This window comes from Streptomyces roseicoloratus (assembly GCF_004117935.1).
Lineage (GTDB): Bacteria > Actinomycetota > Actinomycetes > Streptomycetales > Streptomycetaceae > Streptomyces > Streptomyces roseicoloratus.
This window is the reverse complement of sequence record NZ_SDOY01000173.1, coordinates 18506-45331: the sequence shown is the minus strand read 5'-3', so window position 1 is coordinate 45331 and position 26826 is coordinate 18506. Positions and strand designations below refer to the sequence as shown.

Genomic DNA, 26826 nt, shown 5'->3' with positions numbered 1-26826 from the left:
CCGGGGCCGCTCTACCGTCCATACGGGGGAAAACGCCCGGTCAGCGCGCGTACCTCGGCCCGCACCCGGGCCGTCTCCTCCGCGTCGTCCCGCAGCGCGGCCGTGAACAGCGCCGCGATTCTCGCCATCTCCGCGTCCCCCATCCCCTGGGTGGTGACGGCCGCCGTGCCGAGCCGGATGCCACGCCCGTCCCCGTACGGCAGCGCGCAGGTGTCGAGGACGATGCCGGCGGCGGCGAGCCGGGCGCGGGCGGTGCGGCCGTCGACGCCGAGCGGAGCCGGGTCGGCGCTGATCAGGTGGGTGTCCGTCCCGCCGGTGGTCAGCGCGAAGCCCTCGCCGGCGAGGGCGGCGGCGAGCACCCGGGCGCGCTCGACCACCTGATGGGCGTACGTGGTGAAGGCGGGGGTGGACGCCTCGCCGAAGGCGACGGCCTTCGCGGCGATCGTGTGCATCTGCGCACCGCCCTGCGAGAACGGGAACACGGCCCGGTCCACCCGCTGGGCCAGCTCCTCGCCGCACAGCAGCAGCCCGCCGCGGGGGCCGCGCAGCACCTTGTGGGTGGTGCCGCAGACGATGTCGGCGTACGGGACGGGGCTGGGGGCGGCGCCGCCGGCGACGAGCCCGAGCGGGTGGGCGGCGTCGGCGATGAGGTAGGCGCCCACCTCGTCGGCGATGTCGCGGAAGACCGCGTACTCGGGATGGCGCGGATAGGAGATGGAACCGCAGACGATCGCTTTCGGCCGGTGGTGCCGGGCGAGCGCGGCGACCTGCTCGTAGTCGATGAGCCCGGTCTCGGCGTCGACGCCGTACGGGACGAAGTCGAACCAGCGGCCGGAGAAGTTCGCGGGCGAGCCGTGGGTGAGGTGCCCGCCGTGGGCGAGGCCCATGGCGAGGACGGTGTCGCCGGGCCGCAGCAGTGCGGCGTAGGCCGCGAGGACGGCGGAGGAGCCGGAGTGCGGCTGCACGTTCGCGTGCTCGGCGCCGAACAGCGAGCACGCCCGCTCGACGGCGATCCGCTCGACGGCGTCGGCGTACTCGCAGCCGCCGTGGTGGCGCGCGCCGGGATAGCCCTCGGCGTACTTGTTGGCCAGTTGCGAGCCCAGCGCGGCGAGCACGGCGGGCGAGGTGAAGTTCTCCGCGGCGATCAGCTGGAGGCTGTCCGCCTGCCGCCGCACCTCGCCGAGGAGCACATCGGCCACCTCGGGGTCCTGACGGCGCAGTACGTCGAGCGTGCCGAGCGCGTGCTCGTCTTCGGTCGGGGCGGTGACCGGCATGGGGCACTCCGGGTGCGTGAGCGGGCCTGGAAACCCACTCTAGGCACCCGGGGCCCCGCCCGCCCCTCCACTGCGCCAGGCGGGCCCGGAGGACCGGAGAACCGCCTTCGACCCGGCCGGCCGGCTGTCGTGGCTGCACCCGGCCAAGCCCGCCGCGGCCCGCGGCCATGGCCCCCGCCGCGGCCCGCGGCCATGGCCCGGCGCCGCCGGCCGGCGCGCGCCGCGTCAGCGCTTCGCGCCGACGCCCGTCAGGGCCGTCACGACCGGGTCCAGGGCCTGCTGGATCTCCTCGCCGATCGAGCGGAAGAAGGTGATCGGGGCGCCGTACGGGTCGTTCACCTCGTCCGCCTCCGCCGACGGGGCGAGGAGCCACCCGCGTAGAGCGGCGGCCGCGCGGACCAGGGCGCGGGCGCGGTCGACCGTGTCGTGGCCGTCGCGCGGGTCCGGGAGAGTGGCCGGATCTATCGCCCGGACGAGGCGGGTGAACTCCTTCAGGGTGAAGGTGCGCAGGCCCGCCGAGTGACCCATCGAGATGACCTGCGCGCGGTGGTCGCGGGTCGCGGTGAGGACCAGGTCCGCGCGGATGACGTGCTCGTCGAGGAGTTCGCGGCCCGTGAAGCCGCTGAAGTCCGCGCCGAAGTCCGCGAGGACCTGCTCCGCGTTGCTCTCCATCGGGGCGCCCTCGTGGCCCCAGGTGCCCGCGCTCTCCACGATCAGACCGCCGCCCATGGGGTCGCCGAGGCGGTCGACCAGGGCATGGCGGGTCAGCCGCTCGGTGATCGGCGAGCGGCAGACGTTGCCGGTGCTGACGTGGAGGATGCGGAAGGTCGTGCCGTCGTGCTCGTGCCCCGCTATGCCACGCCCCTCAGGGGCGGTCAACTGGCCACCTCGAGGTCGGGTACCACCTTCCGGAGCTCCTCCGCGGACAGCGCGCCCGCGCGCAGCAGCACGGGCACCTTGCCCGTCACGTCGACGATGGACGAGGGCACGTTGCCGGGCGTCGGGCCGCCGTCGAGGTACACGGAGACGGAGTCGCCGAGCATGCCCTGCGCGGCGTCGCAGTCCTCCGGCGCCGGGTGGCCGGTCAGGTTCGCCGAGGAGACGGCCATCGGGCCGACCTCGGTGAGCAGCTCGATCGCGACCGGGTGCAGCGGCATCCGGATCGCGACGGTGCCCCGGGTGTCGCCCAGGTCCCACTGGAGGGACGGCTGGTGCTTGGCGACCAGGGTGAGCGCGCCCGGCCAGAAGGCGTCGACGAGCTCCCAGGCCATCTCGGAGAAGTCCGTGACGAGGCCGTGGAGGGTGTTCGGGGAGCCGATCAGGACGGGGGTGGGCATGTTGCGGCCCCGGCCCTTGGCGGCCAGCAGGTCCGCGACGGCCTCCGAGCCGAAGGCGTCCGCCCCGATGCCGTACACGGTGTCCGTGGGCAGCACGACGAGCTCGCCCCGGCGAACGGCGGACGCGGCCTCGCGCAGACCCGTCGCGCGGTCCGTCGCCTCGTTGCAGTCGTATCGCCGAGCCATCAGTCCCGGTCCTCCTCGTACGCGTCGAACATGCTCGTCATGGGGTTGCCTTGCGCGCGGTCGCGAACCGCGGCCGGTTGTTCAGGTCGGGGTGGTCGGCGGCGTCCGTCCAGCCGGCCTCCTCGTTGAAGATCCACGGCACCTGGCCGCCCTGGGTGTCCGCGTGCTCGACGACCACGAGGCCGCCGGGCCGCAGCAGCCGGTGCGCGGTGCGCTCGATGCCGCGGATGGTGTCGAGGCCGTCCTCGCCGGAGAACAGGGCCATCTCCGGGTCGTGGTCGCGGGCCTCGGGGGCCACGTACTCCCACTCGGTGAGCGGGATGTAGGGCGGGTTGGAGATGACCAGGTCGACCTGGCCGTCGAGCTCCGGCAGCGCGCTCAGGGCGTCGCCCTCGTGCAGGACGACGCGCGAGCCCTCCACGTTCTTGCGCGTCCACACCAGGGCGTCCTCGGACAGCTCCACGGCGTGCACGGTCGAGCGCGGCACCTCCTGCGCCAGGGCGAGCGCGATCGCGCCGGAGCCCGTGCACAGGTCGACGATGAGCGGCTCGACGACGTCCATGGCGCGGACGGCGTCTATGGCCCAGCCGACCACCGACTCGGTCTCGGGGCGCGGCACGAAGACGCCGGGGCCCACCTGGAGCTCCAGGTAGCGGAAGAACGCGCGGCCGGTGATGTGCTGGAGCGGCTCGCGCGCCTCGCGGCGCGCGATGGTCTCCCAGTAGCGGGCGTCGAAGTCCGCGTCCTTGACGTTGTGCAGCTCCCCCCGCTTGACGCCGTGCACGAACGCGGCGAGCTCCTCGGCGTCGAAACGCGGCGAGGGAACGCCGGCGTCGGCCAGCCGCTGGGTGGCCTGGGCCACCTCGGCAAGCAGCAGACTGCGGGGGACTGGGGGTCGCCCCCCAGAATGTGACTGCACGCTGGTCCTCCGTGGTGCGGGTGGGGCTGGTACGAGGTCGGGTCCTCCGCGGCGGTCCTCCGCGGCAGCGGTGCCACGCGGCTGCGCGGTGCCGGCGCGCCGGCGCGGTGCTACGCGGCGGCCAGCTTGGCGGCCGAGTCGGCGTCGACGCAGGCCTGGATGACCGCGTCCAGTTCGCCGTCGAGCACCTGGTCCAGGTTGTACGCCTTGAAGCCGACGCGGTGGTCCGAGATGCGGTTCTCCGGGAAGTTGTACGTGCGGATCTTCTCGGAGCGGTCGACGGTGCGGACCTGGCTGCGGCGGGCGTCGGCGGCCTCGGCCTCGGCCTTCTCCTGCGCGGCGGCGAGCAGCCGGGACCGCAGGATGCGCATGGCCTGCTCCTTGTTCTGGAGCTGGCTCTTCTCGTTCTGGCAGGACGCGACGATGCCGGTCGGCAGGTGCGTGATGCGGACGGCGGAGTCGGTGGTGTTGACCGACTGGCCACCGGGGCCGGACGAGCGGTAGACGTCGATCCGCAGGTCGTTGGCGTGGATCTCGACGTCGACCTCCTCGGCCTCCGGCGTGACGAGCACGCCGGCCGCGGAGGTGTGGATGCGGCCCTGCGACTCGGTCGCGGGCACGCGCTGCACGCGGTGCACACCGCCCTCGTACTTCAGTCGCGCCCAGACGCCCTGGCCGGGCTCGGTGGCCCCGTTGCCGCCCTTGGTCTTCACGGCGACCTGGACGTCCTTGTAGCCGCCGAGCTCGGACTCGGTGGCGTCGATGATCTCGGTCTTCCAGCCGACCCGCTCGGCGTAGCGCAGGTACATCCGCAGGAGGTCGCCGGCGAACAGGGCGGACTCGTCGCCGCCCGCGCCGGCCTTGATCTCGAGGATGACGTCCTTGTCGTCGCTGGGGTCGCGCGGAACGAGCAGCAGCCGCAGCTTCTCGGTCAGCTCCTCGCGCTGCTTCTCCAGCTCCTTGACCTCGGCCGCGAAGTCCGGGTCGTCGTGCGCGAACTCGCGGGCCGTCTCGATGTCGTCACCGGTCTGCTTCCAGGAGCGGTAGGTGGCGACGATCGGGGTCAGCTCCGCGTAACGCTTGTTCAGCTTGCGCGCGTTGGCCTGGTCGGCGTGGACCGAAGGGTCGGCGAGCTTCTTCTCGAGGTCGGCGTGCTCGCCGACCAGTTCCTCGACCGCCTCGAACATCGGGGGCTCCTGGTTTTCGTCAGTTGCTACGGGACGGCAAAGCGCCGGTCCCGGCCGCCCCGCGCAGGGGCAGCCGAAGACCGGCGCAGTGGCTCGCTACTTCTTGGCGGAGCCGGCAGCCTTGCCGAAGCGGGCCTCGAAGCGGGCGACGCGGCCGCCGGTGTCGAGGATCTTCTGCTTGCCCGTGTAGAACGGGTGGCACTCGGAGCAGACCTCGGCACGGATGGTGCCCTCGGTCAGGGTGCTACGGGTGGTGAACGACGCGCCACAGGTGCAGCTGACCTGGGTCTCGACGTACTCGGGGTGGATCTCGCGCTTCAAGGTGTCTCCTAGTTCCGGGAGGGCTCCGGGTCGCCCGTGCGGGATGCACATGCGTGAACCGGGGCCGACGTACCAGTCTGCCAGGACCGGCCGTATCTCCCAAAACCGGGGTCGGTCCGGAACTATTCCTGAGGGCTCCCGGGCCGTCCTCCGCTACTTCACGAGGCCGTCGGCCCGGCCCGTGGCCGCGTCCTTCGTCGCCGACGCGGGGATCGGCCGGTCGGCCCTGAGCGCCGCCCAGACCTGCCCGCCCTGGGCCTCCAGGGGCACGACCCGGTTGGGGTCCCGCGGGTCGTACGCGACCGGCAGCGTGATCATGTGGACGTCGTCGGCGCCGAGGCCGGACAGGCCCTTGGCGAAGCCCATCAGCTCGGTGACGGAGTCGAGCTCGGAGTCGGGCGTGATGGCCTTGGTGGCGGCGTCGGCGAGGTCGAGCAGTTTCTTCGGGTCGGAGAAGACGCCGACGCTCTTCACCTGTGTGATGAAGGCCTTCATGAAGGCCTGCTGGAGCTGGATGCGGCCGAGGTCGCTGCCGTCGCCGACGCTCTTGCGGGTGCGGACCAGGCCGAGGGACCGCTCGCCGTCGAGGGTGTGCGTGCCCGGTGCGAGGTCGAGGTGGCTCTTGGAGTCCCTGATGGCCTGGGTGGTGGTGATCTCGACGCCGCCGAGCCGGTCGATGAGCTTCTTGAAGCCGGTGAAGTCGACCTCGATGTAGTGGTCCATGCGGATGCCGGACATCGCCTCGACGGTCTTGACCGCGCAGGCCGGGCCGCCGACCTCGTACGCCGTGTTGAACATGGCCCGGCGCTCGGCGGCGGCCTTGCCGCCCTTCCCGTCCGTGCAGGCGGGGCGGTCGATCAGGGTGTCGCGCGGGATGGAGACCACGGAGGCCTTCTGGTGGCCCTCGTAGACGTGGACGACCATCGCGGTGTCGGAGCGGGCGCCGCCCTCGTCGCGGCCGTAGTCGCCGTTGGCGCCGGCCCGGGAGTCGGATCCGAGGACGAGGATGTCCATCGAGCCGTTGTCGACGTCCTCGGGCCGGTCCTTGCCGAGCTGCGCGTTGATGTCGACGCCGTCGAGGTTGCCGTTGAGCTTGAAGTAGACGTAGCCGAGTCCGGAGCCGCCGGCGAGCACGAGCACGGCCGCGGTCCAGGCGGCGGCGACCGCGACGCGGCGGCCCTTGGCGGGCGGCTTGCGGCGGCGGCCGGTGGCCCGTATTCGGCCGTTATGGTTCTGCTCGGTCATCGTCTTCCCTCAGCCCTATGGTTCACCTTGTGTGACGGCGAAGCACCCGAAAGGGTTGCACGGGAGGCTGTGGGGTTTGGGCGGTCGACGGACCGTAACGCGACCGCGCCCACCGTGCGGACACGGTGGGCGCGGTCGTTTGCGCAGGTCACGGCGAGGTTACGGCCCGGAGGCCGGTACCTCGTCGTGTGACGAGGGTCTCGGCGTCAGTCGTTGTTGGCGCCGGGCGTCGTCTTCTGGATCTGCAGCAGGAACTCGGCGTTCGACTTCGTCTGCTTCATCTTGTCGAGCAGCAGCTCGATCGCCTGCTGCTGGTCGAGCGCGTGCAGCACGCGGCGCAGCTTCCAGGTGATGGAGAGCTCCTCGCTGCCGAGCAGGATCTCCTCCTTGCGCGTGCCCGAGGCGTCGACGTCGACGGCCGGGAAGATGCGCTTGTCGGCGAGCTTCCGGTCGAGCTTGAGCTCCATGTTGCCGGTGCCCTTGAACTCCTCGAAGATCACCTCGTCCATGCGCGAGCCGGTGTCGACCAGCGCGGTGGCCAGGATGGTCAGCGAGCCGCCGTCCTCGATGTTGCGCGCGGCACCGAAGAAGCGCTTCGGCGGGTAGAGCGCGGTCGAGTCGACACCACCGGACAGGATGCGGCCGGAGGCGGGCGCCGCGAGGTTGTACGCGCGGCCCAGGCGGGTGATGGAGTCGAGCAGGACGACCACGTCGTGACCCAGCTCCACGAGGCGCTTGGCGCGCTCGATGGCCAGCTCGGCGACCGTGGTGTGGTCCTCGGCCGGGCGGTCGAAGGTCGAGGAGATGACCTCGCCCTTGACCGACCGCTGCATGTCGGTGACCTCTTCCGGACGCTCGTCGACGAGGACGACCATCAGGTGGCACTCGGGGTTGTTGTGGGTGATCGCGTTGGCGATCGCCTGCATGATCATGGTCTTGCCGGTCTTCGGCGGGGCCACGATCAGACCGCGCTGGCCCTTGCCGATCGGCGACACGAGGTCGATGATCCGCGTGGTCAGCACGCCCGGGTCGGTCTCCAGACGGAGGCGGTCCTGCGGGTACAGCGGGGTGAGCTTGTTGAACTCGGGGCGGCCGCGGCCGGACTCCGGCGCCATGCCGTTGACCGAGTCGAGGCGCACCAGCGCGTTGAACTTCTCGCGGCGCTCGCCCTCCTTCGGCTGGCGCACCGCACCGGTGACGTGGTCGCCCTTGCGCAGACCGCTCTTGCGGACCTGGGCGAGGGAGACGTACACGTCGTTCGGGCCGGGCAGGTAGCCGGAGGTCCGGATGAACGCGTAGTTGTCGAGGATGTCGAGGATGCCCGCGACGGGGATCAGGACGTCGTCCTCGGAGACCTGCGGCTCGCCCGCGAAGTCGTCACGGCCGCGACGGCCCCGGCGGTCGCGGTAGCGGCCGCGACGGCCCCGGCGGCCGCCGGCCTCGTCGTCGTAGCCGTCGTCCTGCGGGCCGGCCGGCTGGCCGCCCTGCTGGCCCTGCGGCTGGCCCTGGCGCTCCTTGCGCTGGCCGCCCTGGCCGCCGCCCTGCTGGTCGTCGCCCTTGCGGTCGCGCTGGCGGTCACGGCGGTCGCGGCGGTCACCGCGCTCGCCGCGCTCGCCGCGCTCGCGGCGGCCACGGCCCTCGGCACCGTCGGCCTCGGCCTTGGCGTCGGCCTGCGGCTCGGACTTGGTCTCCGTACGGGCCTCGGCGCGGGCCTCGGTCTTGACGACCTGGGCGGTCTCGGCCTTGACCTCGGCGCCGTCCGGCGAACCGGCGGGGGCGGTCGCGCGGCGGCGGCGGCGCTCGCCCGCCGGGGCGTCGACGCCCGCGGGCTGGCCCGGGATCTCGATCTGCTGCTGGGCGACGGGCTCGGCGGCCTTCTCGGCCTTCGGCTCGGCCGTCTCGGCGGCAGCGGGCTCGGCCGTACGGGCCTTGGAGGCGGCGCGGCGCTTCGGCTTGGTCTCGGCGGCGTCGCCGGACTTGGCGGGCGCGGCGGCGGAGCCGCCGGCCTGCGCCTCCTTGATGACCTCGATCAGCTGGCTCTTGCGCATCCGCGCGGTGCCCCTGATGCCGAGGCCGGACGCGACCTGCTGCAGCTCGGCCAGGACCATGCCCTCGAGGCCGGTGCCGGAGCGGCGGCGCCGTGCGGTGGTGCCAGTGGCAGCACCTGCGGCGGGCGCGGCGTTGTCGACGCTGTTGTCGGCACTCACGCCCATCAGATCGGTGGTGTCGCTCACGAAGGGTCCTTCCCTGGAGCGGACGTCGGCCATCTGGCTCGGCGACCGGTTGTGCTGTCCGGCAGCGGTCCTGCTTGGCGGACCGTGTCGGAGCGGTGGTCCCGCCGGGTGCGGCGGAAGAGAAAACGTGCTGTAGATCCGGCCCGAGCGCCCCCTGCTCGGCCCTCACGCGATGCAGCAGAGCGAGGGGTGTCGTGCCGGTTCCGGAGCGTGCTCGAAACTGCTCAGGCAGGCTGCTCAGGCAGTGGAGGAGGCTCCCGGAAGAATGGGTGGTCCCTGACAGGGACACTCAGCACCGCGCCTCGAAGACGTCGGGTGCAAGCTTGAGGTTAACACTACCGGCTCCAACAAACATTCCCCCTCTCCGTCACCGGCAATCTCGTGTCCGCGCAGATCCGGGCCTTTTCCGGCCCGGACACCGCGCGCCGCCCGTCAGGTCGCCAGCGGCAGGACGCTCGCGCCGGGCATGTCGAGGTCGAGCCGGTTGGCGGCCCAGCCCTCACCCGCAAGGAGGGCGACCTTGTCGGCCGTCCCGTGTTCGGCCAGTGCGAGCACCGTCGGGCCCGCGCCGGAGATGACCGCGGGCACGCCGTCCGCGCGCAGCCGGTTGACCAGGGCGATGCTCTCGGGCATCGCGGGCGCCCGGTACTCCTGGTGCAGCCGGTCCTCGGTGGCCGCCAGCAGCAGTTCGGGCCGGCGGGTCAGGGCCTCGACGAGGAGCGCGGCCCGGCCGGCGTTGGCCGCGGCGTCCACGTGCGGGACGGTGCGCGGGAGCAGGCCGCGGGCGGTCTCCGTCAGCACGGGCTTCCCGGGGACGAAAACCACCGGAACGATGGAATCCGAGGGGTCCATCCTGATCGCCCGAGCGGCGCCGGCCTCGGTCCAGGCGAGGGTGAAGCCGCCGAGCAGACAGGCGGCGACGTTGTCCGGGTGGCCCTCGATCTCGGTGGCGAGTTCGAGCAGCGCGGTCTCGTCGAGCCGCGCGTCGCCGCCTATGGTCACGGCGCGGGCGGCGACGATGCCGGCGCAGATGGCGGCGGAGGAGGAGCCGAGGCCGCGCCCGTGCGGGATGCGGTTGGCGCAGACGACCTCGAGCCCGCGCGGCTGCCCGCCGAGCAGGTCGAAGGCCGTGCGCAGGGAGCGGATGAGCAGGTGGCTCTCGTCGCGCGGCAGGGTGTCGGCGCCTTCTCCGGCGATGTCGATGTGCAGCCCGGAGTCGGCGACCCGGACGACGACGTCGTCGTAGAGCCCCAGCGACAGGCCGAAGGCGTCGAAGCCCGGGCCGAGGTTGGCGCTGGTGGCGGGGACGCGCACCCGTACGGCGGCGGCGCGGAACGCGGGACCGGCCATCGCTCGATGACTCTCCTTGACGTGCGGACTTACGGGGAATTTCGGTGGAGGTACGGAGAACCCCGGGGGCCGCTCGCGCCTCGGGCGCGGCAACGGCAACAACACGACGCATATGCGTCGGGGCGGGTTCGGTACAGCCTATCGAAGGAAGGTTCTGTCGCGACATAGGGCGCACAGGAGGCGCACGATGCGTGTCGCGCGCCAAACTGTGCGCCTATGTAGGTTCCTGATCGGGTTTGACATCCGATCAGGAACCTACAGTGCACCCCTCACGGCGCACCGCGCAATGCGTCGATTTCCGGCCGGATTCAGACGAGGCCGAGGCGCTGGGCGGCGGCCGCGGCGTCGACCGGCACGGTGACCGGCTGGGGGGCGCCGGCGACGGCCCAGTCGGGGTCCTTCAGACCGTTGCCGGTGACCGTGCAGACGATCTTCTGGCCCGGGTCGACCTTGCCCTGGGCGGCGGCCTTCAGCAGACCGGCGACCGACGCGGCCGACGCGGGCTCGACGAAGACGCCCTCCTGAGCGGCCAACAGGCGGTAGGCCTGCAGGATCTCACGGTCCGTCACCTCGTCGATGAAGCCGCCCGACTCGTCGCGCGCGGCGATCGCGTAGTCCCACGAGGCCGGGTTGCCGATGCGGATCGCGGTGGCGATCGTCGACGGGTCCTTGACCACCTCGCCGCGCACCAGCGGCGCGGAGCCGGAGGCCTGGAAGCCCCACATGCGCGGCGTGCGGGAGGCGATCCCGTCGGCGGCGTACTCGCGGTACCCCTTCCAGTACGCCGTGATGTTGCCGGCGTTGCCGACGGGCAGCACGTGGATGTCGGGCGCGTCGCCCAGCATGTCCACGATCTCGAACGCGGCGGTCTTCTGACCCTCGATGCGGACCGGGTTCACCGAATTGACCAGCGCCACCGGGTAGTTCTCGGACAGCGCGCGGGCCAGCGTCAGACAGTCGTCGAAGTTTCCGTCGACCTGGAGGATCTTGGCGCCGTGCACGAGCGCCTGCCCCATCTTGCCGAGCGCGATCTTCCCCTGCGGGACGAGAACGGCGGAAACCATGCCGGCGCGCACCGCGTACGCGGCGGCGGAGGCGGAGGTGTTGCCGGTGGACGCGCAGATGACGGCCCGCGCGCCCTCCTCCTTGGCCTTGGAGATGGCCATGGTCATGCCCCGGTCCTTGAAGGAGCCGGTGGGGTTGGCGCCCTCGACCTTGAGGTGCACCTCGCAGCCCGTGCGCTCGGAGAGGACCTGAGCGGGGACGAGCGGCGTGCCGCCCTCACGGAGCGTGACGACCGGCGTCGTGTCCGTGACCGGAAGACGGTCCCGGTACTCCTCGATGATGCCGCGCCACTGGTGGGTGCCCTTGCTGGTCATGGGTCCTTACTCCCCTTCAACACGCATGATGCTGGCGACACCGCGCACGGTGTCGAGCTTGCGCAGCGCCTCGACGGTCCCGGAGAGGGCGGCGTCGGGCGCGCGGTGGGTGACGACGACGAGGGAGGCCTCGCCGTCTCCGTCCTGACGTCCTTGCTGGCGTACGGTGTCGATCGACACCCCGTGCTCGGCGAAGACCGTCGCGACCTGGGCGAGGACGCCCGGCTTGTCGGCCACGTCGAGGCTGATGTGGTACCGCGTGACGACCTCGCCCATGGGGCTCACGGGCAGCCGGGTGTACGCGGACTCGCCGGGACCCGTCGCCTCGTTGAGACGGTTGCGGCAGACGGCGACGAGGTCGCCGAGCACGGCCGAGGCGGTCGGCGAACCGCCGGCGCCCGGACCGTAGAACATGAGCCGCCCGGCGGCCTCCGCCTCGACGAAGACGGCGTTGTACGCCTCGCGGACGGAGGCGAGCGGGTGGCTGAGCGGGATCATGGCGGGGTGCACGCGCGCGGTGACGGACCCGCCGTCGGCGGCCCGCTCGCAGATGGCGAGCAGCTTGATGGTGCAGCCCATCTGCTTGGCGGAGGCGAAGTCGGCGGCGGTGACCTCGGTCATGCCCTCGCGGTAGACGTCGTCGAGGCGCACGCGCGTGTGGAAGGCGATCCCGGCGAGGATGGCGGCCTTGGCGGCGGCGTCGAAGCCCTCGACGTCGGCGGTCGGGTCGGCCTCGGCGTACCCGAGCGCGGTGGCCTCGTCGAGGGCCTCGGAGTAGCCGGCGCCCGAGGTGTCCATCTTGTCGAGGATGAAGTTGGTGGTGCCGTTGACGATGCCCATCACCCGGTTGATCTTGTCGCCGGCGAGGGACTCGCGCAGCGGCCGGATCAGCGGGATCGCGCCGGCGACGGCGGCCTCGTAGTACAGGTCCTGGCCGTGCTGGTCGGCGGCGGCGTAGAGGGTCGCGCCGTCCTGGGCGAGCAGTGCCTTGTTGGCGGAGACGACGGAGGCGCCGTGCTCGAACGCGGTGGTGATGAGGGAGCGGGCCGGCTCGATGCCGCCGATGACCTCGACGACGACGTCGATGTCCCCGCGTTTCACGAGGGCCGTCGCGTCGGTGGTGATCAGCTCGGCGGGCACTCCCCCGCGCACCTTGTCGGGGCGGCGGACGGCCACGCCGGCGAGCTCGACCGGGGCGCCGATGCGCGCGGCGAGGTCGTCGGCGTGCGTCGTCATGATGCGCGCCACCTCTGAGCCGACCACTCCACAGCCCAGCAGCGCCACCTTCAGCGGACGCGAACGCATCATCCGACCTCGTCTCTCGCACGAATCGACTTCGGCGCCCGCATTTCTGCGGTCACCTGTTTCCTTCGGTCCGCGGGCGGGAATCCTCGTCCCGTTTCCCCACGGGTGGAACCAGTCTCACTCACCGGACGGGCGTTTCCGGCCCTGGTCCGAATGGCGAGACAGGGTTTCCATCACCTGACTATTTCATCACCCGACGTCGAGACGCAGGAGATCTTCCTCCGTCTCACGGCGCACGATGACCCGTGCTTCTCCGTCCCGTACGGCGACCACCGGCGGGCGGAGCGCGTGGTTGTAGTTGCTGGCCATCGAGCGGCAGTACGCGCCGGTGGCCGGCACGGCGATCAGGTCTCCGGGCGCGATGTCGGCGGGCAGGAACGCGTCGCGTACGACGATGTCCCCGCTCTCGCAGTGCTTGCCGACGACCCGGCTGAGCATCGGCTCGGCGTCACTCGTACGCGAGACCAGCGCGACGCTGTACTCGGCGTCGTACAGGGCGGTACGGATGTTGTCCGACATGCCGCCGTCGACGGAGACGTAGGTCCGCAGCCCCTCCAGCGGCTTGACCGTCCCCACCTCGTAGAGGGTGAAGGCGGTCGGGCCGACGATGGCGCGCCCGGGCTCGACGGAGATCCGCGGCGTGCGCAGCCCCGCGGCCTCGCACTCGCGCGTGACGATCTCGTTCAGCGCCTTGGCGATGTGGTGCGGCTCGCGCGGGTCGTCCTCGGAGGTGTACGCGATCCCGAGTCCGCCCCCGAGGTCGATCTCGGGCAGCTCGATCCCGTGCTCGTCGCGCACCTCCGCGAGCAGCTGGACGACGCGCCGCGCGGACACCTCGAAGCCGGCCATGTCGAAGATCTGCGAGCCGATGTGCGAGTGGATCCCGATGAGCTCGAGCCCGTCGAGCCGCAGCGCCCGCCGCACCGCCTCGGCGGCCTGGCCGCCGGCGAGCGCGATGCCGAACTTCTGGTCCTCGTGCGCGGTGGCGATGAACTCGTGGGTGTGCGCTTCCACGCCCACCGTGACGCGGATCTGCACGCGCTGCCGCTTGCCGAGCGACTGCGCGATGTGGGCGACCCGGACGATCTCCTGGAAGGAGTCGAGCACGATCCGCCCGACGCCGGCCTCGACGGCCCGCCGGATCTCGTCCTCGCTCTTGTTGTTGCCGTGGAAGGCGATGCGCTCGGCGGGCATGCCGGCGGAGAGCGCGGTGCTGAGCTCGCCGCCCGAGCACACGTCGAGGTTGAGCCCCTCTTCCTTGAGCCAGCGCACCACGGCCCGCGACAGGAACGCCTTGCCGGCGTAGAAGACGTCGGCGTCGCTGCCGAAGGCGTCGGCCCAGGCGCGGCAGCGGGTGCGGAAGTCGTCCTCGTCGAGGAAGTAGGCCGGCGTGCCGAACTCCTCGGCGAGCTCGGCGACGCTCAGTCCGCCGACGGTGAGCCGTCCCCGCTCGTCACGGCCGACGGTACGGGACCACACCTTGGGGTCGAGCCGGTTGAGGTCGGCGGGCGGAGCGGAGTAGTGCCCCTCGGGAAGGACGTCGGCGTGGCGGGGCCCGGCGGGGTGTGCGGAACGGCTCATGGTGTGCGTCTTTCAGATCTGGTCGGGTGCGCTGATGCCGAGCAGGGAGAGGCCACCGGCGAGCACCGTCCCGGCGGCTTCGGCGAGCGCGAGCCGGGAACGGTGGGCGGCCGAGGGTTTCTCGTCGCCGAGGGGCAGAACGGTGTGCTGGAACGCGAGGAGCGCGTCGGCGACGGCCTCGAGGTGCCGGGCGACCCGATCGGGGGCGCCGAGGCGGGCGGCGGAGGCGAGCACGGCGGGGTGATCGCGGAGGAGTGCGGCGAGCGTGGGCGCGTCGACGGCCTCGACCGGCTCGCCGCGGAACCCGAGCTGCGCGGCGTTACGGCTCAGGGCGCGGGCCCGGGAGTGCGCGTACCGCACCCGGAAGAAGGCGTTCCCCTCATGCTGCCGCAGCAGCTCGTCGCCGACCCTGGCCGGGTCGTGGGCGGCGGCGGAGAGCAGCCCCCAGCGGGCGGCGTCGGCACCGAGGCGGCGGTGCAGCTCGGCGGCGTCGTACGGCACGGGCAGCGGGGCGACGGTGGTGGGAAGGTGCCCCCGGGCGCCCCCGGCCTCGGTCAGCGCGCCGAGCAGCCCCCACGCGGACTCGACCGCGCCCTCGCAGGCCACCCGGACGACGTACCCCTGCGAGCAGAGGATCCTCCGCAGGGCGTCGGCGGTGACGGCGGCACGCACGTCGGCCCGGTGCACGGGCTGGTGGGCACCGCCGTTCGGCGGCTGGTGTCCGTACCGGATCCCGTCCCGCAGAACGGTCCGGACGAGCTCCTGCTGGGCGTCGGGGCGGAGGGTGAAGTTGAGGAAACCGGGCCCGGTGACGTCGACCCGGTCGAGCGCGGGATGCGGCAGCAGCCGCTCGACGAGCACGTCGGCGACCTGGCGCGGCGCGACACCGGCCCCCCGGGCGAGCACGAGCGCGACGCTGCTGGCGTAGTCCCCACGCCCCCCGGCCCGAGGCCGCTCGACGTGCACGCTCTCCGGCACGTCGACGTCCAGCACACCCTCGTCGACCGCACGGCGCACGGCGTGCAGCACGGTGAGGGAGAGGTCCGCGGGGGTCACGGGTCAAGCGTAGGGGAGGAGGGGGGAGGGAACGCGAACGGGTTTCGCCATGTGGGCGGGGGGCGGGAGCGGGCGGGGCGGGGGAGCCGGGGAGCGGGCGGGGCGGGGCTGTCGGCCACTGGGTGGGGCGGGGCAGTCGGCGACTGGGCGGGGCGGGCATGGGGCAGGAAGGCGCAGGGCGCCGGGGCAGGCGGACACCGGACAGGCGGCACCGGGCACCGAGCGGGGCGGCCCCTATCTCTATCCCTCGGTACGAGGGCCGCTCCTGCTCACTGCGGACGGCTCCTCGGAGTCGGCGTCGGCACCGTCGCGGGGCTCGCGCCGTTCCTGCTGCATGAGCTGCCGGACGACCCGTACGAGCTCGGCCGGCTCGAAGGGCTTGGCGAGGAACGCGTCGACCCCGGCGGCCCGGCCGGCGGTGGCGTCGGCCTCGTACTCGGTGCAGGCGCTGATGATCGCCACGGGCAGATGACGGGTCCGCGGGTCCTCGCGCAGCCGCGCGGCGGTGCGCAGCCCGTCCAGCCTGGGCATGACGACGTCGAGGGTGACGACATCCGGACAGACCTCGTGGACGACATCCAGACACTCGGCACCATCGGCCGCGGTCACCACCTCGAAGCCCTCGAGCTCGAGATTGACCCTGATCAGCTGGCGAATCACCCGGTTGTCATCCACAACCAGCACCCGCCCGGACACCCCTGACACACGTCGAGAGTAGGTCGCGGGGAGCACCCGCGTCCGGCTTTTGCCCACTTCTGACCCGGGCGAGGGAAGACCCCGGTGGTGACGCGGCGGAAATACCTGTTCACAGGCACCCTGCGGGAGCTGGTAGTGTTCTTCCCGTCGCCGCGAGAGCGGCAACGCCCCCGTAGCTCAGGGGATAGAGCAACGGCCTCCGGAGCCGTGTGCGCAGGTTCGAATCCTGCCGGGGGCACTTCGCAAGAAGCGCCAAAGAAGCCCTGAACTGCAGAAATGCAAGTCAGGGCTTTCTTGTTCATGCCAAAAGGCACACGACGCATATGGCCGTTGCACTAACCACCTCTCTGCATACCCGCACGCCCCTGAACTGCTCTTTTGTCACGGCACGTCTACGAGGTCACGCCTGTCCGGTCCCTCGAAACCGACTCGCGCGGGACATACGCGGGACGCGAGGGCCGCGTGGACCGATCGGTTCGCCGCGAGGAGTGTGACGGATCCTCGGTTGCATTCGTCCAGGAACGCGTCGACGCGCCTATCGGCGAGGGCCTGGCGGCCGTAGAGACACTTCGCGTACCGGGTCATGAGCACCTCGATGCTGCTGCCCGCCCGTTCGGCGGCCTGGAGCGCCGCCCCTTCGCAGTCAACCACGAGGGCTGGACGCTTCGTGTCCTTCGCGACGGAGCGCTAACGCCGGTCCGCCGGTGCCGTCGGGCGGGCCTCCTCCAGAGGCTCGCCGATCCGCGCGAGCACCTCACGGGACAGTGTCTGAAACTCCTTGAAGCAGGTCTTCACGTACTGCTGGGTGCTGCCCAGGGCGCCGTCGGCCGGCCTCAGGTCGAACATTGGCTTCCGGGCGTCGTGCGCCAGAGGCATCAGGCTCCGGTAGTTCCTCATGGTCGCGATGCGGTGCCGGCCGTCCTCGCGGGTGGGTTCCACCTCGTCGAGGACGGCCGAGGAGTAGACCCACGGAATCCGCTTGAGCCACCGTTCGTACGCCTTGACGGGCCGGTCGAGGCGCATCTCCGGCTGCATGATGACGTACCCGAGGGGGCGCATCTCGGCCTGGGGCGCGGAGATGTTCGCGGGCACCCTGGGCAGGACGAGCTGCTGCCAGTCGGCGCGCCACTGGCGCAGCGTCGGCCCCAGGTTGCTGAGGCCCTTGAGCGAGAACAGGTCGGCGGCCAGCGGCATCAGTACCGTGTCGGCCGAGATCAGGGCGGCGCGGTTGATGGCCCCCAGGTTGGGGCCGACGTCGATGAGTACGACGTCCGCCCCGACGGTCCGTGTGGCCTGCTCGATGATCCGATGGAACGACGTGGACGTACGGATCGCTGCGATGTCACCTGCGTAGGCGCGGGACCATTCGTTGGACAGCTTGTCCTCGAAGCGGCTGAGGTCGAGGCTTCCCGGCAGCAGCCAGAGCCCCGGCTGGAGCTCGACGGGCTCGACGGCCGCAATGTCACCGGTGCCTTCGAGGATGGGACGGACGGCGTCGGCGATGGTCTGTCCGCTGCGCACCCGCCCGGTACCGGGGAGTCCCGCCTTCGCCGCACCCTGGTTGATGAGTTCGGAGGGGTTCTCCCACAGGTCCTCGATCTCGGTCTCGTCCAGGCACATGGAGGTCAGGTTGGCCTGGGGGTCCAGATCGACGGCCAGCACGCTCAGGCCGAGGCGCCGGATCATGTGGGCCAGGTGGTAGGTGAGGGTGGTCTTTCCCACGCCTCCCTTGTTGTTGAACAGCGCGATCGACGTCATGCGGCTCTCCTGATCACGACGACCCACGACGAATCGTCCACCTGGAACTCGGCGGGCGGATTCCCGTTGTCCTCCAGCGCCCTTCTCACCCGGCCGATACCGCGGCCGAAGCGGTTCACGTACCCGAGGCCCTTCAGCGCGGCGGCCAGGGACGGATTGCGGTAGTCGGTGACACGGTCGAAGTTGTCGTCCCGGACCTGGCCGAAGGGGCCGCCGGGGTTGGTGATCTCGATCCGGTCGTCGAACCACACGATCCGGGTCGGCGCGTAGGACGTCTCGTAGTTCCGGTGCATGACGGCGTTCATGCAGAGCTCACGCAGCGCCTCCAGCGGATAGTCCGGGCGCGGGGTCTCCCGGAATCCGTCCTCCACTAGCCGGGTGCGGAGGTTGCTGCGCAGGAGTGGTTCCAGGCGCGCCGAGAGCCCCACCAGGTTCTGCCGGAGCTCCTGCTCGTCGACGATCGGGGCGTCCAGGTCGGTGCCCTGGTAGCGGACGAACTGGACGTACGCCCCGGGTACCTGGCTGGTCGGATCCAGTCCGACGGCCAGGACACCGAGCGTGGTCGGCGAGCCGGCCGGGGTGGCGAGGTGGAGCGAGGAGAGCTGAAGGTCGATGGGACGGCCGTTCTCCTCGATGACGTCCGGGGCGACCATCGACGGCAGGTACGACTGCCGGAACACGTCCAGATCCAGGTCGTCGACGCGGGCCAGCTCCAGCGGGCGCGTGTCGAAGGGAAGGTCCCTGGCCCGACGGCGCTCCGTGAGGACCCGCTCGTCCTCCCGGTTGGCCTTCCGCGTGGTGGGGCCGGGGCGGACCCAGATGACACCGTCGAACCGTACCGGCGGGGTCGCGGACGCGGCCACGTGGAGCCGGACGACGGGCTTGCCCCGGTAGACGGCCCGCTCGACGGTGAGGGACGGGCGGTCGAGGATGAGGCCGGAGTCCCGGATCTCTGTGAGCTGGAGCAGCGCCCGGTCGCTCACGTCGACGTCGACGGGCAGGCCGTTGTCGTCCACGCCAACCAGGATGTCGCCCCCGCCACGGCCACACAGGTCGTTGGCCATGGCACACACAGCGTTGCCAATGGCGTCGCCCCGCTTCCCCTCGCGCTTGGGGCTGCGCTTGAACTCCAGCCATGCGGATTCCTGGGTCCCCAGGATCTCGGCCAGGTCCGCGTCTTCGTCGCTCACGGGCCCATTCTGCCGTGCGGATTCACTCTCCGACCGCCCACGCACGGGCCCGCCTCTCAGCCGCTCGCCGGGGCTGTGCGCCCAAGGACCGCACGAGGGCCGTCGACCGGCATCCGCCGGTCGACGGCCCTCTGTCCCTCAGGCAGGACCGGGATCGAAGATCTCGTGTCCGCCGACGCGGCGCCAGATGATGTGCGGCTCACCCGCGCGGACCTCGTCCGCGTACTGCCAGGTGGCACGCCCGTCAGGCGCCCAGGTCATCTCCATGACGGGACGCGCGCCGGCGGGGAGCGGAACCCCCTGGACCGGCTTGACCCGGAGGCCGGGCCGAAACCGCCCGCTGGTCACATCCGGCACGAACTTGTCCCGAATGGTCGCCTGGAACCGCGCCCGCTCCTCCGGAAGGAGCTTCCTGAAGTCGCGGTCGAAGCGAGCGGTCGTCTCGAAAGTCGGCAATGGGCCTCCCAGGGGTCGGGGTCAGTTCTCCTTGCCGAGGTGCGCGAACATCTCGTCCACGTCCTCGTGACGGGTCGTGCGTCCGGCCGCGATGTCCTCGCTCGCCTCGCGCTCCCCCGCCTGCCACCGCTCCGTCCAGAACCACGCCTGATCGGTGCGGATCTTCCGCAGCCCGTGAACCTCGACGACACCCGCGTCGTTGATCGCGAACTCAAGCTCGTCGCCCGGGGAGACTCCCAGCGCCTCGCGCACCCCTGCGGGCAACGTCAGCTGCCCCTTGTCGCGCACGCTGGCATGGAACGTGGTCGCGGCCATGGGTGACCTCCCTCTCTCCATCCCATGTCTTCTTCGTCCCCCCAGATTACCCAGAACCCGAAGAAAGTGCGAGTCTCCAACTTTCTGAGTTTCTTACATTCTGCCATCATTGGGTCGGTGGTGCTTCCAGATGCCGTAGAGCCGAAGGACATCCAGCTGCCACCGTGCGTGGAGTTCGTCCTGCCCCGAGGGTGTCTCCCGGCCGAGCGAATAGGCCACGTGTCGGTACAGCGGGTGGAGATCCCCCTGGTTGGTCGTGACCAAGGCTGAGAGGAGCGGTTCGTCCGCCGGTGTGTCCGCGTCGGCGAGGACAAGTACCTGCCCCTGATCGTCCGGGTGGAGGTGAGGAAGTTCCACGTTCAGCCGGTGCCGGATCGCGGACCACGTCAACACGGCCCGGTTCCGCGCGGTGTCTTCCAGAAGGGAGCGAACGACAGCAGCGAGTTCTGACAGCTTGGTCCCGGCCGGCCGGGGCGCCTCCCCCGTCTCCGGAGCGGGAGTGCTCGGGACAGTGCCGGACGGCACGGCCAGCAGCTCGGCAAGTCGTCCCTCGCAGGCGCCGTACGCGTCCTGGAGGTCCTGCGGGAGCTTGCCGTGGTGCTTCCGCTTGAGCCCTTTCGCACCAGCCTGAGGGCCGTCCCATGACAGGCCGGTCAGCCAGGCATCAAGGCCCTGGGTCCGGTCCCGGGCCGCCTTCCGCCTGCGAGGCAGGTCGGCCTCCTGAGCGATCACCGTCAGACCGAGCGCGACTCTCCGCGCTCCGCTCCGGCTCGGACTCCCCTTCAACGGCCCTCACACTAACGGCCGGCAGGGCGAACAATCCCAGGGATCAGTACGGCGTCCCCTCTGCGAACCGTTGCCGTCTTCAGCAACTCAAGCGCCTTCCGCGTCCCGCCCCCTCCGCCGCCCGGCCGAGGGGCCCATCCTCGTGCCAGGCCGTCAGCGACCGATTCTCTGCGGTGCCTCACACACCGCCTGTATGGTCGTCGACCACCCCGGCTCCCCGGACGCTCCCGAAAGGTGCCGCATGACCAAGCCCGCCACTGTGAACCTGACGAAGGCCGCGCCCACGGTCTCCCTGGACAAGCACGGCGTGACCTCGGGGCTGATCAAGGTCAACCTCAACTGGACCTCGCCGCAGGCCGCCGCTCAGAGGGCGGCCGGCGAGGCCCGTGGTCTGTTCAGCCGGATACGGGCGTCGCTGCGGTCGGCCGCCGCCAGGACGGTGGATCTCGACCTCGGCTGCATGATCCGCTGCACCGACGGCTCCAAGACCGTGGTCCAGGCCCTGGGCAACGCCTTCGGCGCAGTGGACCGCTTCCCCTACGTCGCCCTCGACTCGGACGACCGGACCGGCGCCCAGGAGATGGGAGAGAACCTCGTCATCAACCTGGGCCACCAGGCCGAGTTCCAGAAACTCCTGCTCTTCGTCTACATCTATGAGGGGTCCGGCGACTTCCGCGGCCTCGACGCGGTGGTGACCCTGACCTCCGAACGCGGCGACCGCTTCCGGGTCGTTCTGGACGAGTGCCCGCCGCAGGCGCACGCCTGCGCCATCGCCCTCATCAAGCGGCAGAAGGGCGAACTCGTCATCGGACGTGAGGTGCGCTGGTTCACACCGCAGGACGGCCCTGGCGTCCAAGACGTGATCTCCCGCGCGTACCGGCTCGGCATGAAATGGACCCCCGGCCGGAAGTAACGCCCCCGATCACGTACCCCCTCGGTCGCATGGGGAACCCACCTCCTTGCGCACACCGAGGCCCCATGACCTCCGTCGCGTCGCGCCAGGATCTCAACCGGGACATCGAGGTCAGAATGGCCGTCAAACAAGACCGTTCATTCTCACGGGACATGCACGGGACCAAACCCCTGACATGACGTCAGACATGCCGCCGACCTGGGAAGACACCGGAAGTGGCGACGGCCTCCGGAGCCGTGTGCGCAGGTTCGAATCCTGCCGGGGGCACTTCCGGAAAGAAGGCCTGACCTGCGAAAACGCCGGTCAGGCCTTTTCTCGTGACAGCGACCACACGACCCCGCACGCCCATCGCGATCGAGGGCGGAGGGGTCGAGCTCCGCACGCAACCGGTCGGCGGAGATCTGTCTGTCGCATTCGTGCGACTGCCCGCTGGCGCAGACCTGCGGCCGACGCTGAAGGGCCTGCCTGACGACCTCTGTTCCTGCCCCCACTCGTGCTCAAGGGGCGCCTGAAGATGGTGACCAAGAACGGCGAGGAGGTCTACCAAGCAGAACAGGCCTTCTACTGGCCGCCCGGGCACGCCCCCGTAGCCCCCCTCGAAGACTGCGAGTATGTGGACTTCTCGCCTACGGAAGCATTCACCCCCCCGTCATCGACCACATCACCTCACAGACCTGATTCGCACCCCAGCCGGCCGCCCGGGGACCATGCCGCAGCGACGGCCGTGGGCCAGATGTCGGTGCGTTGCCTTAAAGTCCGGGCATGCACAGCATAGAGATCGACGGGGTCACCGTTCTGTGGACGGAGGCGCCCCCGCCGCTGGAAGCGGCGCTGGTGTTCGGCTGCGGGGTGCGGGACGAGACCTTCCGCACCTTCGGCATCACCCACCTCGTGGAACACCTGGCGATGAGCACCCTGCCGCGCCTGCACCACGACCACAACGCCTGCGTCGACCTCAGGACCACCGACTTCCTCGCGACAGGCCGTCCGGAGCAGATCACGGCGTTCCTCGAAGCGGTATGCGGGGCCCTGTCCGACCTACCGCTCGAACGGCTCGACCGGGAAGCGGGCGTGCTGGCCGCCGAGGCCGGCGAGCCCGAGCACCCGACCACCGGCGCGCTGCTTTCCCGCCGGTACGGCCTCGCCGGCGCGGGCCTGGCCCCCTGGCGCGGCCCCGGAGCAGACCGGCTCGCTCCCGAAGCCGTACGCGAGCACGTCCGGCGCTTCTTCCACGCCGACAACGCCGTCCTGATCCTGTCCGGGCCGCCTCCAGAAGGACTGAGGCTTCCGCTTCCGCGCGGCGAACGGCCGCGGCGCGAAGGTGTCGTGCCGGCCGTGCTGGGTACCGGCCCAGCCTGGTCGCAGGAGTGCGTCCCCCACGTGGGCCTCGCCCTCCACAGCGAGCGTCACGACGACGTCGCCCTCTCACTCGCCGTCGACGTCCTGCGCGAGCGTCTGGTTGCCAAGGCCCGGCACGAGCACGGCCTGTCCTACGAAGTGGCCCTCGATCGCTGCGCGATCGGCGCCGGACACCGGGAGCGTGTCGTGCGGGTCGACGCCCGGGACGGCGAGGAGAAGCACGTCGCCGAACTCCTGTGGACGGAGGCGCTGCGCCTGGCCGCCGACGGGCCGGACGCCGCCGAACTCGCCGAAGAGGTCGCAGCGGCCAAGGAAGCCCTCGCCGACCCCCGGCACACTGTGTCCGACCTGCTCCGCCTGGCCGACGCCGAACTCTTCGGCGAGCCCACCCTCGACGCGCAGGAGTGGCTGGACGCCGCGTCCTCGGTCACCCCCGACCAGGCCCGCCGCGCCTTCGCGACGTCCATGAGCAGCGCCTTGCTCGCGGTGCCGGACGGCGTCGAACCGGCCCTCGCGCTCCCGGACGGCTCACCCCTTCCGGCCGGCGGATGCGTCCGCTCGCGCGAACTGCCTCCGGGCCGGATCTTCCGACCCGGATCCCTGCAACGGCTGATCAGCTCGGCGGCACGGCGAACGCACCTCGTCCTCGGCGACAACGTGATCGCGATGCGCGACCCCGACGGAGACGTGCACGCGATCCCGTTCGACGAGGTCGTCGGCGTCGAGGCCCACGGCCCGGGCCGGGTGGTCTTCGGCCGCGGCGGCTGCGTGATCCCGGTTCTCCCCGACCTCTTCGCCAAGATCGCCCCAGCCGTGCAGCGCCTCGACACGGTCGTCCCCCGCGAACTCCACTACCCCGTCTCGGCCTACTGGGTCGGCGAGGAGTGATCGACGGCGCTGACGCGTCCGCCTTCGAGAACGAGAAAGGCAGTCGGCCGTCGCCGTCGGGCTCGCCGACGACGGCCGTTCGTTCCGATGTCCTCTCGCCGGACGAGCCACCCCGGCCGACCCGGAGTGCTACCGCTCGGCGGGGACGGCGGGCGGCTCACCGGCTGCCGGGACGGGTGGCGTGACGCCGGGCGGCGCGCAGCACCCGTCGCAGCGTCCGGCCGGTTCCGAGGGCGCACAAGGCCGCGCGGCCGAGCACCAGCGCGGCGGCGATGCCGCTCAGCCACAATCCGCGGGTGAGGTCCGGGTCACCGATGACCCGTACGGCGGACGGCGAGCGCTCGGCGTACTCGATGGCCAGGGTGTCGCCTTCGGCCGGAACAGGGTCGGTGACCACGATGTCCGTCACGACGCGGCGGCCGTCCGCGGTGGTGAAGCTGGCCTTGGCCTCCGAGGGCACCAGCCAGGGCTCCAGGGGCAGGGGTTCGTCGTCGTACATCTGCTCGACCTTCGCGGTCGCGGTCCGGGGAGGTTCCGTGGCGAGGCGGGCCGCTGTAGTCCACCACGGTCCGGACAGCGCGCCGATGGCGGCGAGGGCGATCAGTGCGCCCCAGGACACGCCTGCGGTGACGGTGATGCGACGGAGTACCGGTGAGCGCCACCACGGTCCGGTTCTCGGGTCGGGCTCGGGGCGGCGCCGTTTCGGGGCGCGTTCGCGACCTGCGCGCGCGAGGAGAAGTCCGCTGACGGCAGCCAGGTGGTCCCGGTGCAGTGCGTCGCCGGCCTCGGGCAGAGGCAGGACGGCGGGAAGGTGGGCAGGGGTGGCGGGCGCACGGTCGGGCGGAGTCGTCCGGGAGGCGGCGCGGCGTGCGCGGCGGGAGCCGAGGGCGAGGCCCGCAAGCGACGTTCCAAGGCTGAGGAGAGTGAGGGAGCCGAGAGCGACAAGGGTGAAGTCACGGTCGAACGCCTCGCCCGCAGAGGCCGCGGCAGGACGCTGATCGCCAGGGCGTCGCCACGTGCCGCTCCCTCGCAGTCGGCCTCCGCCGTCTGACGGAGGCCGCCGTCCCATGGGTCGGCCCACGCGACCGTACGCCTCCTTCAGACCAGACGCGTCCGGGGGCGCGGTCAGACCGCACCCCCGGACAATTTATGGGTGCTGATTACTTTCGGCGCAGACCCCCCTGCCGCGCTGGAGCCCACCATGCCGTCCTTCTCAAGCTCCAGCGCCGGCCAGAAAGGGCCTAGGGGGGATGAGAGGTAGGATAAGTAGCATGAGTGAGCCCACCGGAAAGTACTCGATCACCATGCCGCGTGACATCGCCGAAGCCGCCAAGGCCCGCAGTGGCCCGTCCGGCCTTTCCGCCTACGTGGCCGCCGCCGTCGCCCGCCAGATCGAACGCGACAACCTCAACGAACTCATCACCGTCGCCGAGGCCGAGCACGGCCCCGTCACCGACGAAGAGATCCAGTCACTGCGCGACCAGCTCGCCCAGACCCGTCGTGAGCAGAACCAACACGGGGCGAGCGCGGCGTGACCCGCTCCCCCGCGGTCCCCGGCGGCACCCTCATCCTCGACAGCGAAGGGCTGGCGAAGGCCGTCCTGCGCGACCGCACGGTCACCACCTGGCTCGCCCTGGCCCGCGCCGACGACCTGCGCGTGATCACCTCGGCGGCCACCCTCGTCGAGGTAGTCCACCCCCGCATCAACCGCCCGGCCCTGGAGTGGACACTCTCCCGTCTCGTCGTGGAGCCGATCACCGAACCGATCGCCCGCCACGCCGCCGACCTCCTCGCCGACGCCGGCCTGCACGGGCACAAGTACGCCGTCGACGCCATGCTCGCCGCCACCGCCCTCGCCGCACCCGGACCGGTCACCGTCCTCACCTCCGACCCCGAGGACCTCATCCCCCTGTGCGGTGGACGCGTCGCAGTAATAGAGGTCTGACAGCGACTGCGGCTGACCGTACGAAACCCGATCACCAATTCCGGGCAGCCGTATCAGGCCCTGTCCTCTGTCCCCGTACGGCCTCCATGGAACGGCCGGGGTGCCCCGGGGGCAGTGAGCCCCGGGGCACCCCGGCGGTCGGTTCGGTCGGGTCAGGTCAGGTCAGGTCAGGTCAGGTCAGGTCAGGTTCGACCGGATTCGGTTTGTGTGGGGGGTGGGGCTGTCAGGCTCGGTCAGTGTGGCGCTTGGTGGCGCGGCACTCGCCGTAACCCTGGCCCTGGTTCTCGGAGCCGTAGCCCTCGTCGCCGTAGCCGTGGTCCTCGCACGGGTCCGGCTTCTCGCCTCGCTTGTTGTTCACCCGGGCGAAGGCGACCTCCTGCTCCGCGCTCACCACGAACGGACCCGCGACCGGGTTGTCCGGCAGCACGTAGCCGTCGGGTACGGCGGTCTCCCGGAGGTAGTACGTGCCGTGGTCGAGGTCGCGGAAGCTGCACATCCCGGCGAAGCCGGTGGTGCAGGTCGCACCCGTACGGGTGTCGGGGTCGCTGCCGCCGGTCTGGAGGCCGGGACGTCCGTTGGTCTCCTCCCACAGCTCGAAGGTCGCGCCCCGCAGCGGAACCCGCGAGTCGGCGTCCGTCTTGAACACGTGCAGCGAGCCGGTGCCCGGCGGGATCGGCGAGCGGCTGTTCTTCGCCGTGACGCCCACTCCCGCCGCCGCATTGGCCTCGTTCAGGACCAGCGGGCCGAACACCGCCGGCGACGGCAGGTCATAACCGTCCGGCGCCTGCGTCTCCTGCCAGTAGTACGTACCCGCCCCCACCGTCCGCTCGCAGACACCATCCGCACCCGTCACACACGGATCCCCCACCACCGTGTCCGGATTCGCCCCACCCGTCTGCAAACCGTCCGTGCCATTCGACTCCCGCCACAAACGGAACGTCGCACCGGACAACACCGAGCCCGTCTCCGCATCCGTCTTCAACACCCGCACCTCACCCGTGACCGGCTCCACGGGAGTACGAGAGTTCTCCGCCGTGACGCCCACCCCGGCGGCCGCATTGCCCTCGTTCAGGACCAGCGGGCCGAACACCGCCGGCGACGGCAGGTCATAACCGTCCGGCGCCTGCGTCTCCTGCCAGTAGTACG

25 protein-coding genes and 2 tRNA genes are annotated in these 26826 nt (G+C 71.3%); 6 read left to right on the top strand and 21 right to left on the bottom strand.

The features are described from left to right. Positions 1-11: 11 nt before the first annotated feature. From ESG85_RS31765 to ESG85_RS31700, 14 genes are all read right to left on the bottom strand, one after another. Positions 12-1274 (bottom strand): serine hydroxymethyltransferase, encoded by a 1263-nt coding sequence (locus tag ESG85_RS31765; RefSeq protein ID WP_128984631.1) that lies wholly within the window; start codon positions 1272-1274, stop codon positions 12-14. A gap of 225 nt (positions 1275-1499) precedes the next feature. Continuing rightward, entirely contained in the window at positions 1500-2153 is a 654-nt protein-coding gene (locus ESG85_RS31760; RefSeq protein ID WP_128984630.1) for an arsenate reductase/protein-tyrosine-phosphatase family protein, read from the bottom strand. Further along, the gene (locus ESG85_RS31755) at positions 2150-2797 is read right to left on the bottom strand and encodes an L-threonylcarbamoyladenylate synthase (RefSeq protein WP_128984629.1); all 648 of its coding nucleotides are present in this window, start codon (positions 2795-2797) and stop codon (positions 2150-2152) included. The genes ESG85_RS31760 and ESG85_RS31755 overlap by 4 nt, the downstream gene beginning before the upstream one ends. Before the next feature lie 37 nt (positions 2798-2834). Beyond that, entirely contained in the window at positions 2835-3716 is an 882-nt protein-coding gene (gene prmC, locus ESG85_RS31750) for a peptide chain release factor N(5)-glutamine methyltransferase (RefSeq protein ID WP_128984628.1), read from the bottom strand. Positions 3717-3826: 110 nt separating this feature from the next. After that, the gene (prfA, locus tag ESG85_RS31745) at positions 3827-4903 is read right to left on the bottom strand and encodes a peptide chain release factor 1 (RefSeq protein ID WP_128984627.1); all 1077 of its coding nucleotides are present in this window, start codon (positions 4901-4903) and stop codon (positions 3827-3829) included. A gap of 96 nt (positions 4904-4999) precedes the next feature. Continuing rightward, complete coding sequence (gene rpmE / locus ESG85_RS31740; RefSeq protein WP_030761597.1) at positions 5000-5224, bottom strand: 50S ribosomal protein L31; 225 nt, start codon at positions 5222-5224, stop codon at positions 5000-5002. Between the two features lie 153 nt (positions 5225-5377). Then, the gene (locus ESG85_RS31735; RefSeq protein ID WP_128984626.1) at positions 5378-6469 is read right to left on the bottom strand and encodes an LCP family protein; all 1092 of its coding nucleotides are present in this window, start codon (positions 6467-6469) and stop codon (positions 5378-5380) included. Positions 6470-6675: 206 nt separating this feature from the next. Next, on the bottom strand, positions 6676-8703 hold the full coding sequence (gene rho, locus ESG85_RS31730) for a transcription termination factor Rho (RefSeq protein WP_281288102.1): 2028 nt from the start codon (positions 8701-8703) through the stop codon (positions 6676-6678). A 432-nt stretch (positions 8704-9135) separates the two neighbouring features. Continuing rightward, positions 9136-10053, bottom strand: a complete 918-nt coding sequence (thrB, locus tag ESG85_RS31725; protein ID WP_128984624.1) for a homoserine kinase — start codon at positions 10051-10053, stop codon at positions 9136-9138. A 308-nt stretch (positions 10054-10361) separates the two neighbouring features. Further along, positions 10362-11432 carry a threonine synthase gene (gene thrC / locus ESG85_RS31720; RefSeq protein WP_128984623.1) on the bottom strand — a complete coding sequence of 357 codons (1071 nt, stop codon included), beginning with the start codon at positions 11430-11432 and terminating at the stop codon, positions 10362-10364. A 6-nt stretch (positions 11433-11438) separates the two neighbouring features. Then, positions 11439-12737: a homoserine dehydrogenase gene (locus tag ESG85_RS31715; protein ID WP_128984700.1), complete on the bottom strand. Its 1299-nt coding sequence runs from the start codon at positions 12735-12737 to the stop codon at positions 11439-11441. 189 nt (positions 12738-12926) lie between these two features. Next, positions 12927-14318: a diaminopimelate decarboxylase gene (gene lysA, locus ESG85_RS31710; protein WP_128984622.1), complete on the bottom strand. Its 1392-nt coding sequence runs from the start codon at positions 14316-14318 to the stop codon at positions 12927-12929. A 12-nt stretch (positions 14319-14330) separates the two neighbouring features. Beyond that, positions 14331-15374 carry an ArgS-related anticodon-binding protein NrtL gene (gene nrtL, locus ESG85_RS31705; protein WP_128984621.1) on the bottom strand — a complete coding sequence of 348 codons (1044 nt, stop codon included), beginning with the start codon at positions 15372-15374 and terminating at the stop codon, positions 14331-14333. A gap of 240 nt (positions 15375-15614) precedes the next feature. Further along, the gene (locus ESG85_RS31700) at positions 15615-16127 is read right to left on the bottom strand and encodes a response regulator (RefSeq protein WP_128984620.1); all 513 of its coding nucleotides are present in this window, start codon (positions 16125-16127) and stop codon (positions 15615-15617) included. Between the two features lie 109 nt (positions 16128-16236). Here ESG85_RS31700 and ESG85_RS31695 point away from each other — a divergent pair. Further along, positions 16237-16308: transfer RNA gene (locus ESG85_RS31695), tRNA-Arg, on the top strand. A 449-nt stretch (positions 16309-16757) separates the two neighbouring features. On the opposite strand, the gene ESG85_RS31685 is transcribed toward ESG85_RS31695, so the two are convergent. The 5 genes from ESG85_RS31685 to ESG85_RS35210 form a co-directional block, all read right to left on the bottom strand. Further along, complete coding sequence (locus ESG85_RS31685; protein WP_128984618.1) at positions 16758-17828, bottom strand: ParA family protein; 1071 nt, start codon at positions 17826-17828, stop codon at positions 16758-16760. Further along, a complete protein-coding gene (locus ESG85_RS31680; protein ID WP_246095469.1) occupies positions 17825-19018 on the bottom strand; it encodes an ATP-binding protein in 1194 nt (397 codons plus the stop codon). The genes ESG85_RS31685 and ESG85_RS31680 overlap by 4 nt, the downstream gene beginning before the upstream one ends. A 138-nt stretch (positions 19019-19156) precedes the next feature. Continuing rightward, on the bottom strand, positions 19157-19474 hold the full coding sequence (locus ESG85_RS31675) for a hypothetical protein (protein ID WP_181019171.1): 318 nt from the start codon (positions 19472-19474) through the stop codon (positions 19157-19159). Positions 19475-19495: 21 nt separating this feature from the next. Continuing rightward, entirely contained in the window at positions 19496-19789 is a 294-nt protein-coding gene (locus ESG85_RS31670) for an AbrB/MazE/SpoVT family DNA-binding domain-containing protein (RefSeq protein ID WP_128984616.1), read from the bottom strand. A 93-nt stretch (positions 19790-19882) separates the two neighbouring features. Further along, entirely contained in the window at positions 19883-20521 is a 639-nt protein-coding gene (locus tag ESG85_RS35210) for a hypothetical protein (protein ID WP_164986367.1), read from the bottom strand. A 295-nt stretch (positions 20522-20816) separates the two neighbouring features. Here ESG85_RS35210 and ESG85_RS31665 point away from each other — a divergent pair, with 295 nt between their 5' ends. The 3 genes from ESG85_RS31665 to ESG85_RS31650 all read left to right on the top strand — a co-directional run bounded on the left by ESG85_RS31665 (position 20817) and on the right by ESG85_RS31650 (position 23735). Next, positions 20817-21488 carry a hypothetical protein gene (locus ESG85_RS31665; RefSeq protein ID WP_128984615.1) on the top strand — a complete coding sequence of 224 codons (672 nt, stop codon included), beginning with the start codon at positions 20817-20819 and terminating at the stop codon, positions 21486-21488. A gap of 189 nt (positions 21489-21677) precedes the next feature. Then, positions 21678-21755 (top strand) — tRNA-Arg (locus ESG85_RS31660). 495 nt (positions 21756-22250) lie between these two features. Beyond that, entirely contained in the window at positions 22251-23735 is a 1485-nt protein-coding gene (locus tag ESG85_RS31650; protein WP_128984614.1) for a peptidase M16 family protein, read from the top strand. Positions 23736-23892: 157 nt separating this feature from the next. Here ESG85_RS31650 and ESG85_RS31645 read toward each other — a convergent pair whose 3' ends face one another. Then, positions 23893-24354 carry a hypothetical protein gene (locus tag ESG85_RS31645; RefSeq protein WP_128984613.1) on the bottom strand — a complete coding sequence of 154 codons (462 nt, stop codon included), beginning with the start codon at positions 24352-24354 and terminating at the stop codon, positions 23893-23895. Positions 24355-25006: 652 nt separating this feature from the next. On the opposite strand from ESG85_RS31645, the gene ESG85_RS31640 reads away from it, so the two are divergent. Next, entirely contained in the window at positions 25007-25270 is a 264-nt protein-coding gene (locus tag ESG85_RS31640; protein WP_128984612.1) for a CopG family transcriptional regulator, read from the top strand. Beyond that, complete coding sequence (locus ESG85_RS31635) at positions 25267-25680, top strand: PIN domain-containing protein (protein ID WP_128984611.1); 414 nt, start codon at positions 25267-25269, stop codon at positions 25678-25680. Before ESG85_RS31640 ends, ESG85_RS31635 begins: the two co-directional genes overlap by 4 nt. 223 nt (positions 25681-25903) lie before the next feature. On the opposite strand, the gene ESG85_RS36415 is transcribed toward ESG85_RS31635, so the two are convergent. Continuing rightward, positions 25904-26826: MSCRAMM family protein (locus ESG85_RS36415; protein WP_281288101.1), on the bottom strand; the 923-nt coding region annotated here is incomplete at its 5' end.

Excerpts from the sequence above, each read along its gene's own strand:
- ESG85_RS31765 (WP_128984631.1), bottom strand. The coding sequence starts at position 1,274 with ATGCCGGTCACCGCCCCGACCGAAGACGAGCACGCGCTCGGCACGCTC.
- ESG85_RS31755 (WP_128984629.1), bottom strand. The coding sequence starts at position 2,797 with ATGGCTCGGCGATACGACTGCAACGAGGCGACGGACCGCGCGACGGGT.
- prfA (WP_128984627.1), bottom strand. The coding sequence starts at position 4,903 with ATGTTCGAGGCGGTCGAGGAACTGGTCGGCGAGCACGCCGACCTCGAG.
- ESG85_RS31735 (WP_128984626.1), bottom strand. The coding sequence starts at position 6,469 with ATGACCGAGCAGAACCATAACGGCCGAATACGGGCCACCGGCCGCCGC.
- thrB (WP_128984624.1), bottom strand. The coding sequence starts at position 10,053 with ATGGCCGGTCCCGCGTTCCGCGCCGCCGCCGTACGGGTGCGCGTCCCC.
- thrC (WP_128984623.1), bottom strand. The coding sequence starts at position 11,432 with ATGACCAGCAAGGGCACCCACCAGTGGCGCGGCATCATCGAGGAGTAC.
- ESG85_RS31715 (WP_128984700.1), bottom strand. The coding sequence starts at position 12,737 with ATGCGTTCGCGTCCGCTGAAGGTGGCGCTGCTGGGCTGTGGAGTGGTC.
- lysA (WP_128984622.1), bottom strand. The coding sequence starts at position 14,318 with ATGAGCCGTTCCGCACACCCCGCCGGGCCCCGCCACGCCGACGTCCTT.
- ESG85_RS31685 (WP_128984618.1), bottom strand. The coding sequence starts at position 17,828 with ATGACGTCGATCGCGCTGTTCAACAACAAGGGAGGCGTGGGAAAGACC.
- ESG85_RS31670 (WP_128984616.1), bottom strand. The coding sequence starts at position 19,789 with ATGGCCGCGACCACGTTCCATGCCAGCGTGCGCGACAAGGGGCAGCTG.
- ESG85_RS31665 (WP_128984615.1), top strand. The coding sequence starts at position 20,817 with ATGACCAAGCCCGCCACTGTGAACCTGACGAAGGCCGCGCCCACGGTC.
- ESG85_RS31650 (WP_128984614.1), top strand. The coding sequence starts at position 22,251 with ATGCACAGCATAGAGATCGACGGGGTCACCGTTCTGTGGACGGAGGCG.
- ESG85_RS31640 (WP_128984612.1), top strand. The coding sequence starts at position 25,007 with ATGAGTGAGCCCACCGGAAAGTACTCGATCACCATGCCGCGTGACATC.